This is a genomic window from Aliiroseovarius sp. D2-2, assembly GCF_055809455.1.
This window is the reverse complement of the sequence record NZ_CM147913.1, coordinates 1,150,344-1,163,729: the sequence shown is the minus strand read 5'-3', so window position 1 is coordinate 1,163,729 and position 13,386 is coordinate 1,150,344. Positions and strand designations below refer to the sequence as shown.

Annotated in this window: 11 protein-coding genes, 2 tRNA genes and 2 pseudogenes; 9 read left to right on the top strand and 6 right to left on the bottom strand. The window is 56.6% G+C overall.

Features of this window, described 5'->3' with window-relative positions; genetic code table 11:
* Positions 1-25: 25 nt before the first annotated feature.
* The 4 genes and pseudogenes from AC0L6A_RS05745 to coxB form a co-directional block, all read right to left on the bottom strand.
* A pseudogene (locus tag AC0L6A_RS05745) lies at positions 26-602 on the bottom strand (cytochrome c oxidase assembly protein).
* A complete protein-coding gene (locus tag AC0L6A_RS05740; protein ID WP_473292777.1) occupies positions 599-760 on the bottom strand; it encodes a hypothetical protein in 162 nt (53 codons plus the stop codon). The pseudogene AC0L6A_RS05745 and the gene AC0L6A_RS05740 overlap by 4 nt, the downstream one beginning before the upstream one ends.
* Positions 760-1,704, bottom strand: coding sequence for a heme o synthase (gene cyoE / locus AC0L6A_RS05735; protein ID WP_473292775.1), 945 nt, complete (start codon positions 1,702-1,704; stop codon positions 760-762). Before cyoE ends, AC0L6A_RS05740 begins: the two co-directional genes overlap by 1 nt.
* Before the next feature lie 90 nt (positions 1,705-1,794).
* Positions 1,795-2,658, bottom strand: a complete 864-nt coding sequence (coxB, locus tag AC0L6A_RS05730; protein WP_473292774.1) for a cytochrome c oxidase subunit II — start codon at positions 2,656-2,658, stop codon at positions 1,795-1,797.
* A gap of 205 nt (positions 2,659-2,863) precedes the next feature.
* Between coxB and tldD the strand changes: the two genes are divergently transcribed.
* From tldD to AC0L6A_RS05710, 4 genes and pseudogenes are all read left to right on the top strand, one after another.
* A complete protein-coding gene (tldD, locus tag AC0L6A_RS05725; protein WP_473292773.1) occupies positions 2,864-4,288 on the top strand; it encodes a metalloprotease TldD in 1,425 nt (474 codons plus the stop codon).
* The gene (locus AC0L6A_RS05720; RefSeq protein ID WP_473292772.1) at positions 4,285-5,229 is read left to right on the top strand and encodes a hypothetical protein; all 945 of its coding nucleotides are present in this window, start codon (positions 4,285-4,287) and stop codon (positions 5,227-5,229) included. The genes tldD and AC0L6A_RS05720 overlap by 4 nt, the downstream gene beginning before the upstream one ends.
* A 43-nt stretch (positions 5,230-5,272) precedes the next feature.
* Entirely contained in the window at positions 5,273-6,454 is a 1,182-nt protein-coding gene (gene dprA, locus AC0L6A_RS05715) for a DNA-processing protein DprA (protein WP_473292770.1), read from the top strand.
* Positions 6,455-6,591: 137 nt separating this feature from the next.
* Positions 6,592-10,033: pseudogene (locus AC0L6A_RS05710) on the top strand (pyruvate carboxylase).
* An 80-nt stretch (positions 10,034-10,113) separates the two neighbouring features.
* Here the strand turns inward: AC0L6A_RS05710 and AC0L6A_RS05705 are convergent.
* On the bottom strand, positions 10,114-10,317 hold the full coding sequence (locus tag AC0L6A_RS05705; RefSeq protein ID WP_473292768.1) for a hypothetical protein: 204 nt from the start codon (positions 10,315-10,317) through the stop codon (positions 10,114-10,116).
* Between the two features lie 296 nt (positions 10,318-10,613).
* On the opposite strand from AC0L6A_RS05705, the gene AC0L6A_RS05700 reads away from it, so the two are divergent.
* Positions 10,614-10,688, top strand: a tRNA-Gly gene (locus AC0L6A_RS05700).
* 44 nt (positions 10,689-10,732) lie between these two features.
* Positions 10,733-10,807: transfer RNA gene (locus tag AC0L6A_RS05695), tRNA-Gly, on the top strand.
* A gap of 167 nt (positions 10,808-10,974) precedes the next feature.
* Here the strand turns inward: AC0L6A_RS05695 and AC0L6A_RS05690 are convergent.
* Complete coding sequence (locus tag AC0L6A_RS05690; protein WP_246935111.1) at positions 10,975-11,337, bottom strand: helix-turn-helix domain-containing protein; 363 nt, start codon at positions 11,335-11,337, stop codon at positions 10,975-10,977.
* Between the two features lie 230 nt (positions 11,338-11,567).
* On the opposite strand from AC0L6A_RS05690, the gene AC0L6A_RS05685 reads away from it, so the two are divergent.
* From AC0L6A_RS05685 to AC0L6A_RS05675, 3 genes are all read left to right on the top strand, one after another.
* Positions 11,568-11,915 (top strand): LysR family transcriptional regulator, encoded by a 348-nt coding sequence (locus tag AC0L6A_RS05685; RefSeq protein ID WP_473292767.1) that lies wholly within the window; start codon positions 11,568-11,570, stop codon positions 11,913-11,915.
* Between the two features lie 110 nt (positions 11,916-12,025).
* Complete coding sequence (locus tag AC0L6A_RS05680) at positions 12,026-12,445, top strand: hypothetical protein (RefSeq protein WP_473292766.1); 420 nt, start codon at positions 12,026-12,028, stop codon at positions 12,443-12,445.
* A gap of 129 nt (positions 12,446-12,574) precedes the next feature.
* Positions 12,575-13,324 carry a hypothetical protein gene (locus tag AC0L6A_RS05675; RefSeq protein WP_473292764.1) on the top strand — a complete coding sequence of 250 codons (750 nt, stop codon included), beginning with the start codon at positions 12,575-12,577 and terminating at the stop codon, positions 13,322-13,324.
* Positions 13,325-13,386: the final 62 nt, after the last annotated feature.

Sequence of the window (13,386 nt, the reverse complement as noted above, 5' to 3'; positions counted from 1 at the left end):
GCGTATAGTCCCTGTTCTTCTGGCGTCAGTTTTGCACGGTCATTGAAGTCGGCGCAAGCTGCGCGACCTCTTCCGGCAATTCAGTTTCGTGGAACGTGTAGGACAACGTGATTGCATTCACGTATTTTGCCTCGCGATCCTCAATGATTTCGGGGTCCACGTAGAAGGTGACCGGCATGGTCACGCGCTCTCCGGGTTGCAACACCTGCTCTTCAAAGCAGAAGCAGTCAATCTTGGTGAAAAACCCACCCGCCGAGAATGGGGCCACGTTATAGCTGGCGGTGCCAGCAACCGGGCGGTCGGTTGGGTTGTAGGCTTCGTAGAACGCCAAACCGGTTTCACCCAGACGGATTCTCCATCTCGTGCTGGACGGGTTTGAACTCCCACGGCATGCCGCGTTCTTTCGATGCGTCAAAGCGCACCAGAACCTTGCGGTCCAGCACCACGTCGGATGCTTCTGAAGCCACACCAGTGACACCACCAAAGCCCGTGACACGGCAGAACCAGTCATAAAACGGCACCGACGCCCAGCTAAGCGATCCCATCAGGACCACCACGCCAACCATCTTGGCAGCTGTTGTCTGGTGCGGCGTCAGGCTCATTCGCTGGCCTCGGAGGTTGCTTCGGGCTGATAAATTTCACTCACCTTGGCCACGGTCAGGCCGTAAACAAGGGCGACGAAGCCAACCAGCACCAAGCCCAGCCCGACATTGCGGGAAAAGCGGCGCTTGTGCAGCTCGTGTTCTGCTTTGATCGCCATTAGCCCCAGCCCCCAAGACCGAACGGTTTCAGCGATGCTTCGATCAGCAGCGCACCGTAATGCAGGAAAAGATATGCCAGCGACAGCTTGAACAGCCCGCGTTCAGCCTTGTGCGTGTCGGCTTCGCTGTCTTCATCGGTGCGACGGAAAACATCCCACGCGCCCTTGATGAACATCGCGTTCAAAACCAGCGCAATCACCATATATGTGGGACCACCGACCGAGGTCAGGCCCAGCGCGATCGCAACAGCGGCCAGCGCAAACGTGTAGCCAAGGATATGGGCACGCGTTGCCTTGCGCCCGTGGGTCACGGTCAGCATCGGCACACCTGCGTTGGCGTAGTCGCCTTTGGTGAACAGTGCCAGCGCCCAGAAATGGGGCGGCGTCCATGCAAAGGTCAACGCGAACATCAGAACGCTTTCGATCGAGATGCCGCCCGTGGCCACAGCCCAACCGATCATCGGAGGGAAGGCACCCGCCGCGCCACCGATCACGATGTTCTGCGGCGTCCAGCGCTTAAGCCACATCGTGTAGATCACGACGTAAAAGAAAATGGTGAAAGCCAGCAAAGCTGCAGCCGTGAAGTTGGCGGCCAGCCCGAGCATGACCACCGCCATGACCGACAGAGCGATGCCGATGGCAAATGCTTCGCCTTCTTCAACCTTGCCGGAAGGGATCGGACGGGCCTGTGTGCGCTTCATCTTGCGGTCGATATCCGCATCCCACCACATGTTCAGAGCGCCCGAGGCACCTCCGCCAACAGCGATGAACAGGATCGAGGCAAGACCGACAATTGGGTTAACACCCACAGGGGCAACCAACAGCCCAACAAGCGCGGTGAAGACAACCAAAGACATGACCCGCGGCTTAAGAAGCGCGAAATAGTCGCCAAAACCGGCTTCGCCGGTCTCGGTCTTGGTGGTTTGAATGCTGGCGTCGCTCATGTTGATTTGGCGCTTTGGCTAGGGGCTTTTTTGCACAAACCGCCCCGAATGGGGCGGTCAGGTCGGAAGGGGTCGCCCCCTTCCCTATGATCAGTTGGTCGATGCGACCTGAATGGCAGCTGGCGCGGCAGTCGCGTTGTCTGCGTATTCATCGATCGCGCCTTTCAGCCAAGCTTCATACTCGGCCTCAGTCACGGCTTTCACGGTGATCGGCATATAGGCGTGGTCTTTGCCGCAAAGCTCGGAACACTGGCCGAAATAGATGCCTTCTTTGCCGGGCTCAACTTCGAACCACAGCTCTGCCAGACGGCCGGGAACGGCGTCTTGCTTCACACCGAAAGCAGGGATGGTCCACGAATGGATCACGTCCGCAGCGGTGACTTGCATCACAACCTTTTTGCCGGTCGGCACAACAACGGCGGTGTCGGTGGCCAGCAGGTAGTCGCTTTTGTCATAGCCGTGCTCTTCCAGTGCCGATTTGTCCAACAGGAAGCTGTCGAAACCAAATTCATGCTCGGGATATTCATAGCCCCAATACCACTGGTAGCCGGTCACTTTGATAACAACGTCACCTTTCGGGATCACTTGCTGCTGGAACAGAACCGGCAGCGAGAATGCACCGATGAACACCAAGATCACAACGGGGATCAGCGTCCAAGCGATCTCAATCACTGTGTGGTGCGAGAACGTTGCGGGCTCGGGATTAGCGCGGCGGTTGTGGCGCACGATCACCCACAGAAGAAGACCGGTTACGAAAATCGTAATCGCGAAGATGATCACATTGATCAGCCCGTCCAGCCCCTGCGCGGCCTCGGCAATATTTGTTGCGGCTGGCTGAAAACCCATACCGCCGTCAACCGGCTTACCGATCACCTCGAGGTTTTCCTGCGCGGTGGCGACACCCGCTGTCATCATTGCTGTTGCAGTGGCGAAAAGGCTGCTGAAACGCATCATATTCGTCTTTCTCTTCCCTGTGCGGCGCAGCCCGACACCGGTGATTTCCGGTTCAAGCTGATGCGCACTCTTGCCTCTCCCGCACATGGGCGCGGGAATCCCTTGTTTCTCATTGGTGTGAAACCATATTAGAAAGCTGGGAACAAGGAAAAACCTTCGCAAGTTAATGAACAACGCCGCGTTTAGCGCAAACTCGAGGCCCCCCATGACCGAGACCACCACCTTTCGTCCTTTTGACACCCTGATTGACCAAGATCGGGCCCAAAAGATTCTGGCTGAAACCACCCATGGTGCAGATGATGGAGAGCTGTTTTTCGAACGCATGAGATCCGAAGCGCTTGTTTTTGATGACGGACGGCTTCGTAATGCAAGCTATGACGCCTCGGAAGGGTTTGGATTGCGGGCCGTGAAGGGGGAAACCACAGGCTACGCCCATTCGACCGAAATCAGCGAATCCGCCTTAAAACGTGCGGCTGCGACCGCGCGCCTTGCTGTAGGTGATGGTGGTGGCACGTGGGCTGATGGACCTGCCCGAACCAATCGCAAGCTCTATTCCGACGACGACCCAATGGCAGATGCTGGTTTTGGCCTGAAGGTCGAAACCCTACGCGAGATTGATGCCTTCACCCGCGATCTGGATCCGCGTGTGGTTCAGGTATCAGCAACCATCGCGGCCTCACTGCAAGAGGTGCATATCCTGCGCCCAGATGGCGCACTGGTGTCTGATACACGGCCCATGACGCGACTAAATGTCTCGGTCATCGTGGAAAAGGACGGACGGCGTGAAAGCGGATCTTCTGGCGGCGGCGGACGGGCCGGTCTGACCGGGTTGATGCACGCACAGCAATGGCAAAGCACCGCGCGTGAAGCGCTTCGCATCGCCTTAGTGAACCTCGACGCGGTGCCTGCGCCGGCGGGTGTAATGGATGTCGTGCTGGGCAATGGCTGGCCAGGCATCCTGTTGCACGAAGCCGTAGGCCACGGGCTTGAGGGGGATTTTAACCGCAAGGGCACCTCGGCCTTCTCGGGCCTCGTCGGCCAGCAAGTCGCGTCCAAGGGCGTGACTGTCGTGGATGATGGTACCCTGCCCGATCGGCGCGGGTCGATCACAGTGGATGACGAAGGCACGCCCTCGGGCCGCGCAGTTCTGATTGAGGACGGCGTGTTGGTCGGCTACATGCAGGACCGCCAGAATGCGCGGCTGATGGGTGTCGCCCCCACTGGAAATGGACGCCGTCAAAGCTATGCCCACGCACCAATGCCACGCATGACCAACACCATCATGGAAAGCGGCAACGCCACACCGGAAGAGGTGTTGGGCGAGCTGAAGGACGGTATCTACGCCGTCGGCTTCGGCGGCGGTCAGGTGGACATCACCAATGGCAAATTCGTGTTTTCCTGCACCGAGGCCTACCGCGTTGAAGGCGGCAAGGTTGGCTCGCCCGTGAAAGGCGCGACCCTGATAGGTGACGGCCCACAAGCGATGAAGCAAATCCGCGCCATCGGCAATGACATGGCGCTGGATCCCGGCGTCGGCACATGCGGCAAGGCGGGGCAATCGGTACCGGTGGGTGTCGGGCAGCCATCCCTGTTGATCGGTGGTCTAACGGTAGGTGGTTCGGCGGCGTGAGCTTTATAGAGGGCATCAAGAACCGCGCACTTTCGATAATCGGCAGCGCGCTGATCCTGATGTTCTTTTCCGAGTTCTTCTTCATGAACGAAGGCCCGGTAAATTCGGTGATGTCACTTCGGACCAACCCGGGCCCTGCGATCATCGGAGTGGTTGAAACGACAGCCTATTACGCCTTAGCAGCTTGTGCATTTCTTCTTTTGCTTCCCTCCGCGCGACGGCGGGGAATGGCAGGTTTGTTTCTTGCGGCGTGTCTCTATGGATGGATCACAGAGGGCGCGATCGTCCCGGTGGTTCACGAAGCCCCACCGATTTCTTGGATTTGGACATCGGTCAGTTGGCACGCTCCGATTGACGTGCTGTTGGGGCTCTATCTGTTGCGCCATGTCATGAGTGCTCAGAAACCGTGGACTTCGATAGCATTGCACGCGGTCGCCGGCATCGCTTGGGGGCTTTGGAGCACATGGACATGGGCCGAACCCAGCGGCACGCATTTGATCGGGTCAGATTTCTTGTTCTTTGCTGTGGTGACGTCGGTGATCTGGGCGCTGGGTCTGGTCTTATTGTCCCGTGCGCAAGTCTGGCACCCCATCGCGCTGGAACGTTGGAGCGTTTTCCTGATGGTCTGGGCTTTGGGACTTCTTTGGGCTTCTGTCGCGCTACCATTTTCCATCGGACCATTGGCTCTAAGCGGGCTGGCGCTGTGGCTGATCTTACGCCCTGGGGAATCGGACAGGCCAAGCGCCGACCTTCCCGCGGGTGCCTTCCCGCTAAACCGCTTGTGGCATGTAGGATTAGCCGCCATGACAGCAATGGGCACCGTCTGGCTGTGCGACAGCTTGGGCTGGTTGATCCCGACTGAAGAAATCACGGCCGCCTTTCTCATCGCCGGAGCTGCCGCACTTCTATGGGCCTATTGGCGGGCCTTCACCCTCCGTTAACCAATTCCCGTGCATGGTTAATCCGCAAAAGACGGAATCAACCATGCCGACGGATATACTCCCTTCTCTTCACCCCACCTGCTCACCCCAGTCAGCGGAAGATCAGCTGGATTGGATCCGTCTTTTGCGGTCACGCCGCGTGGGTGTGGCGACATTCTTTCGTCTAATCAACGAACACGGCACAGCACGCGCAGCACTTGAGGCGTTGCCAGAAGTCGCGCGCGCCGCTGGCGTCAAAGACTACGAGCTTTGCCCGATCGAGGTCGCCCAAAACGAACATCAACGCGCGAAATTTGTCGGAGCCCGCATGATTGCGTGGGGCACGCCGGACTATCCTGAACTGTTGTCCGAGATTTCCGACCCACCTCCTTTCTTTTGGGCGATGGGGGATCACTCGCTGTTGCACAGTCCGATGGTGGCACTGATCGGCGCGCGCAACGCCTCATCCATTGGCACGCGCATGGCCCGCAAGCTGGCAGGTGAACTGTCCGAGGCAGGCTTTACCGTGGTGTCCGGACTGGCACGCGGGATTGATACGGTTGCCCATACCGAAGCGCTGGCATCGGGCAAAACCGTCGCTGTGCAAGCGGGCGGAGTGGATGTGATCTACCCAAAAGAAAACACCGTTCTGGCGGAAGACATCGCCCGTGACGGGCTGCGAATCTCAGAAATGCCGCCGGGCATGACACCCCAAGCCCGCCACTTTCCGCGCCGCAATCGCCTGATTTCAGGCTTGGCGCGTGCTGTTGTTGTTGTCGAGGCTGCCGCAAAATCCGGTTCACTTCTGACTGCGCGCAACGCCTTGGATCAGGGGCGAGATGTTTTGGCTGTGCCCGGACATCCGTTTGATGCCCGCGCCTTTGGATGCAACATGCTGATCCGGGACGGCGCAGTGCTTGTCCGCAACGCCGCCGACGTGATTGAGGCCATCGGACCAGCCGTCACCGCACCTTCAGCTGACGCGAATGTGCAGACAAATGACGCTTCTGCCACCACAGAATCTGTCGGAACACGTGACAAAAGGACATTGGCGGAAACAGCCGAATTGCATGGACAGATCCTGTCTCGGCTAGGGTCTTGCCCGCTGGCGGAGGATCAATTGATCCGCGATATCGGCCAATCACATGGCCTGAGATCACAACAGATTCTACCCGAATTGGTGAATCTGGAACTGGACGGGCGAATCATGCGCCAACCGGGGGGGCTTTTATCAAAGCTCTCTTAGTCACGATTCTAAATTGGTAACTTAGTTTTACCAATTTAGCGCTAAACCTTGCGCAAACCCTTCAAAAACTATTGCGCTGCAGCGCGGCAAGCCCTACGAATCCGGCAATTCCAAAATTGGAACCTAGGGGAAACTTGATGCGCGACTTCCAGAAAATCCTGATTGCCAACCGGGGTGAAATTGCCATCCGCGTCATGCGGGCCGCAAACGAGATGGGTAAAAAGACCGTTGCGGTCTATGCCGAAGAAGACAAACTTGGCCTGCACCGGTTCAAGGCGGACGAGGCATATCGCATCGGCGAAGGCATGGGACCAGTTGCCGCTTACCTGTCGATTGATGAAATCATCCGCGTGGCCAAGGAATGTGGCGCAGACGCGATCCACCCCGGTTATGGCCTTCTGTCTGAGAACCCCGATTTCGTGGACGCCTGTGCCGCCAATGGCATCACCTTCATCGGCCCTAAGGCCGAAACCATGCGCGCGCTTGGCGACAAGGCCTCGGCCCGCAAGGTCGCCATTGAAGCAGGCGTGCCCGTCATCCCCGCCACCGAGGTGTTGGGCGATGACATGGCCGCGATCAAGAAAGAAGCGGCCGAAGTCGGTTATCCCTTGATGCTGAAAGCGTCGTGGGGCGGTGGTGGACGCGGCATGCGCCCCATCTTCAGCGAAGACGAAGTTGAAGAGAAAGTTTTGGAAGGCCGTCGCGAAGCCGAAGCCGCCTTCGGCAATGGCGAGGGCTATCTGGAAAAGATGATCACCCGCGCCCGTCACGTTGAGGTGCAGATCCTTGGCGACAGCCACGGCAATATCTATCACCTCTATGAACGTGACTGCTCCGTTCAGCGCCGCAACCAGAAAGTGGTTGAACGCGCGCCTGCCCCTTATCTGAGCGAAGCTCAGCGCGAGGAAATTTGCGAACTTGGGCGCAAAATCTGCAACCACGTAAATTATGAATGCGCGGGCACCGTTGAATTCCTGATGGATATGGAAAACGGCAAGTTCTACTTCATCGAAGTGAACCCGCGCGTGCAGGTCGAACACACCGTGACAGAAGAGGTCACCGGCATCGACATTGTGCAGGCCCAAATCCTGATAGCCGAGGGCAAGTCGCTGTCCGAGGCCACAGGCAAAGCCAGCCAATATGACATCCGCCTGAACGGTCACGCGCTGCAAACCCGTGTCACCACAGAGGATCCGCAAAACAACTTCATTCCGGATTATGGTCGCATCACCGCCTACCGCTCGGCCACAGGTATGGGCATTCGTTTGGATGGCGGCACGGCGTATGCGGGCGGCGTGATCACGCGCTACTACGACAGCCTGCTGACCAAGGTCACCGCCTGGGCGCAGACACCCGAAAAGGCAATTGCCCGGATGGACCGCGCCCTGCGCGAATTCCGCGTGCGTGGTGTGTCGACCAACATTGCTTTCGTCGAAAACCTGCTTAAGCACCCGGTGTTCCTGAACAACCAATACACCACGACGTTCATCGATGAGACACCCGAGCTGTTCAAGTTCTCGAAACGTCGTGATCGCGGCACTAAAGTACTGACCTATATCGCGGATATCACCGTTAACGGTCATCCCGAGACAACGGATCGCCCGGCCCCGGCCGCCGATCTAAAAGAACCCAAACCGCCCGCGCTGCGTGCGGAACCGGCTGCCGGATCGCGCACCTTGCTTGAAGCCGAGGGCCCGCAAGCCGTGGCCGATTGGATGAAGGCGCAAAAGCAGCTTCTGATCACTGACACGACAATGCGTGACGGGCACCAGTCGCTTCTGGCGACCCGCATGCGCTCGATCGACATGATCAAAGTCGCACCGGCTTATGCAGCCAACCTGCCAGAGCTGTTCAGTGTGGAATGCTGGGGCGGCGCGACCTTTGATGTTGCCTATCGCTTCTTGCAGGAATGCCCATGGCAGCGTCTGCGTGACTTGCGCGTGGCCCTGCCGAATGTGATGTCGCAAATGCTGCTACGCGCCTCGAACGGGGTTGGATACACAAACTACCCGGACAATGTGGTGCAGGCTTTTGTGGCTCAAGCAGCGGCGTCTGGCGTGGATGTGTTCCGTGTGTTTGACAGCCTCAACTGGGTTGAAAACATGCGCGTCGCGATGGACGCTGTGGTCGAAGCAAACAAGGTTTGCGAGGGCACAGTGTGCTACACGGGCGACATCCTGAACCCAGACCGCGCTAAGTACGACCTGAAGTACTATGTTGGCATGGCCAAGGAACTTGAGGCCGCAGGCGCACATGTGCTGGGCCTGAAAGACATGGCGGGTCTTCTGAAACCCGCAGCTGCGCGTGTGTTGATCAAGGCGTTGAAGGAAGAGGTTGGTCTGCCGATCCATTTCCACACCCATGACACATCCGGCATTGCAGGTGCGACTATTCTGGCAGCAAGCGACGCGGGCGTTGATGCGGTGGACGCGGCGATGGACGCGTTCTCGGGCGGAACGTCTCAAGCTTGTCTGGGCTCGATTGTCGAAGCGCTACGCAACACCGACCGCGACACCGGACTGGACATTGGCGCAATCCGCGAGGTTTCCAACTATTGGGAAGGCGTTCGCCACCAGTATGCGGCCTTTGAAAGCGGATTGGAGGCACCTGCATCAGAGGTTTACCTGCACGAAATGCCGGGCGGCCAGTTCACCAACCTTAAGGCGCAAGCGCGTTCGTTGGGGCTGGAAGAGAAATGGCCCGACGTGGCGCAAAGCTATGCGGATGTGAACCAGATGTTCGGGGACATCGTGAAGGTGACACCTTCGTCCAAGGTCGTTGGAGACATGGCACTGATGATGGTCAGCCAAGGTTTGACCCGTTCAGAGGTCGAGGACCCCAAGGCCGACGTGGCCTTCCCCGATTTAGTGGTCGACATGATGCGCGGCAATCTTGGTCAACCTCCCGGTGGGTTCCCGAAATCGATCATCAAGAAGGTGTTGAAGGATGAGAAACCCAATGTGGAACGTCCGGGCAAACATCTGGAGCCAGTCGATCTGGAAGCCGCCCGTGCGGAACTGTCCAATGAGCTTCAAGGCTTCAAGGTGGATGATGAGGATTTGAACGGATATCTCATGTATCCCAAGGTCTTCCTGGACTACATGGGCCGTCACCGCCAATACGGTCCGGTACGTACCTTGCCCACCAAGACGTTCTTTTATGGCATGGAGCCGGGGGAAGAAATCTCGGCCGAGATTGATCCGGGCAAAACGCTGGAGAATCCGCCTGCAAGCGTTGGGTGAGACCGATGAAAAGGGCGAAGTGAAGGTGTTCTTTGAATTGAACGGCCAGCCGCGCACGATCCGCGTCCCGAACCGTTTGGTGAAATCTTCGACACAAGCGCGCCCCAAAGCCGAAGATGGCAATGCAAACCATGTGGGTGCCCCGATGCCCGGCGTGGTGGCTTCTGTCGCCGTGGCGGTAGGTCAGCAAGTGAAAGAAGGGGACCTTCTTCTGACCATCGAGGCGATGAAGATGGAAACAGGCATCCACGCCGAACGCGATGCGGTGGTAACCGGGCTGCATATCCAGGCCGGTGGGCAAATCGACGCAAAAGACCTGCTCATCGAGTTTGAATAGATCCCGACAAGCCTAAATGAAAACGGCCGCCCTTGGGCGGCCGTTTCTCTTTTACACAAGACCCATATTTCAAAGCTTACTTAAAAGCTGCTTTCGCGGCTTTGGCGCGCTTTGACCTGACAGGCACTGTGATGATTGTGCGCATCGCGATGGTTGGCTTCGTGGCATTTAGGGCAAAGCGCAACAGGCGTTAGCACACGCCCAGCCCCCCCTAAGGATGCCATGTATTCTTCACCACAGACTTCAAGGTTTTCACCCCGAGCCTTCAATTCCGAAGCCGTCACACCACAAACGACGCAACTTTCAAGCGCAAGTGCAGAGGCGCGCTCACGCTCGGAAACGACCCTTTGGTAGTTGCAAGCAGATAACTCCAAATTCACCCTCCCCCGGATGATTCTGATACTCGTTGACGTTAGTGGAACTAGATTACATTAGAATTTGGCCTAAATAAGTTCACTTCTTTGTGCACCAAGCCAACCCATCCACATTCCAAGGCCCGCCAGCAAAAAAAAGAGGGGAATTCGTGCTTTTCCCCTTGCAGCCAGCGCATGTATTTCATATCTCCGCCTCACCGAAGGAAGCGGGCGTAGCTCAGGGGTAGAGCATAACCTTGCCAAGGTTAGGGTCGGGCGTTCGAATCGCCTCGCCCGCTCCAATCGGTTACCCAGTCTGGTCACCCGCCGGACACTGCCATAGGAAGCGGGCGTAGCTCAGGGGTAGAGCATAACCTTGCCAAGGTTAGGGTCGGGCGTTCGAATCGCCTCGCCCGCTCCAAATGGAACCAAGTTCCCCACCACATATGAAAACCGTGTTTTGCAGCCTCAACGCGATACGTTGAATGGCTTCGCAATTGCCGTGCGGCATGTGCCCAAAAAAGTAAGGGGACGCGCAGCGCGCATCCCCTTTCCCCAAATCATCCTTCCCCTCAGAGGATGTCTGGTTCAGGCGCTCAGAGACTGGCGCCCGGCAAGCTCGTGTATCATGGACTGGATCTGAGCCCGGATCTTGTCATCCGAGATCGACGACAGCGCTTGTGCGGCTTTGGCCGTACGTTCGTCCAGCGCTTCGCGCTCAGGCATGCCAGCACGTGGCAGACCCTCGAAAAAATATGCCGGTTCGACATCAAGCAATTGAGCGATTTCGAACATTTTGCTGGCTGAAACCCGGTTATACCCGGTTTCATATTTCTGAAGTTGCTGGAACGACAGTCCCAGTTTTTCGGCGACGTTTACCTGTGTCATGCCGCGTAGCAGACGCACTTCGCGAATTTTCTTTCCGACATGAATGTCTACCGGATGTACCATTTTTTCACCACATAATTGTTTCCCGCTAAGGGAGAATGGCACCAAACCATATGAAACCCAATTGGTGAGTAATGAACAACTATGTAACATTTTTGGTTACATGATGGGTGATTTATGTTACCAACTCTGCGTGAGGCCTTTTTTACAAGGGTATTTTTATCGTCCGCCCGGGGAAGTAGGTGATGTGTTTCACCTCTGTGCACAATGCGTTTACAGTTAAGGGAACATAAATGACCCATCGTGATGCACCTGCACTGTTGTATGAGATGCTCCGGTCGTTCGCCTCATTGGCGCAAACGCTGAACCTTTCCAGGACTGTTAAAGACCTTGGAAGCACGCGCCAAACAGTCCGCCGACACATTGCCCATCTTGAAGAATATATGGGGAATCCGCTGTTCTCGTTTGACAACCGTCAATACAAACTGACCGAGACAGGAGGGAATGCCCTAAAGGAAGCCGAGGAACTGCTGGCGCGGGGCGAAGCCTGGTTGAACAGCGAAAGCCGGCATGTCTTCGGTTTGCACTACCTGGCATTGCAAGAGGGGAAGATCCCTACTTCCTGCAACAACACCCTCTGACCTCACTTTGGGACAACTCTTCCGAGATTCTTAAGTTCGGGTTTCACTGCTGGGCGCAGTCCGAAGGACAGCTTGAAAGCCCAGATTTTGCCAAGTTGCGACCATATTTGATGGTCTTTCGATACAACCAGATGAACGGAGACTGGATTTGTACCGAAGTGGGCGAAAAATCGTCATTCGCGACATGGTTTGGGTGGGAAAAATATAGATCAGCCGTTGGTCGTAGTGCCGTTAATCTGCCGACCGACAAGGGATACAGCTATCTGCTGACCCAATCGTTTCATGATGTGGCCAGTACCCGAGGCATTCGGCTGGATCACATTCATACCCATATGCCGTATGGGCCAGACGCCACCCCAACGCCAATCTCGTATCACCGCCTGGTGATGGCCTGCAGATATGCGGACGGCGATTTGGCACTGGCGACACTTATTGATCGCACATTGAATGTTCAGATTTTGGAACTGCCCGATGAAATGCGGCTTGCGATGCCTCCTGAACTGGCGATGGACCTCAAACCGCCGTTCTAAAAAGCCCCATCCGGCGGCTGTGTCTAGTTCGCGCCATATTGTTACCAAAATTCAACTACAGGCACCTTCGTTCGACAAATCGCAACGTCTGCGCGAAACTTGGTCACGACCACCAACCACGAGGTTCCGATGACCATTCACGACACATTCACCGGCGCGCAGTACATTACACGCATGCTGGACATCATAAATGACAAAGGGGTGATGATCGAAATTGGTTCAGATTTCGATCGTTATGCGCGTTATATTGCTGAACACCGAACCAAGCTACCGCTTGGTCTGGCGTTTGATCCCGAAAACCAAACTCTGACCGAAGACAACGGGATCTGGATTGTTGGCTGGGACAATGAAGGCAAGATGATGCATTCGCAGGCAATGCGCATGATTGATATGTCTGAAACATTCCTTTCAGACTATCTTAGCGAGAATTTTCAAAGGTTTGCACCACCTGGGTACACTTTGGACATGAACCGCAGCATGTATCGCGCAGGCCCTGGGGCAAAGCGGATCACTGGAAAAATCTGCTATCACGGTGACCTTTGGGTCGAAAGCAGCGAGCGGTACCGCGGAACGGGCCTTCCTGGGATTTTGGCCCGCTTCGCTTTGGCAACAAGCCTGCTGCGCTGGTCCCCCGATCATGTGTTTGGCTTCATGGCACAACATCACGCTTTTCGCGGGCTTGCTGAACGCGAGGGTTACATGCATTGCGAACCCGGTGCGTTGGAACTTCACACGCGTGAACTGAACACAGTGATTCGCGGCTTTTTGACCTATATGTCCCGAGAAGACCTGAGTTTTCTGATGGAAGATCTGCCCGCGCGAGTTCGTAATGTCTCAGGCTGCATGACCCTTCGAATATGGGGACAGACTGGCGTTTGACACTTCAACCACTCAAAGCGGGATAGCCACACATTGCTTATGCAGTTTCAAAGCCGCCTTTT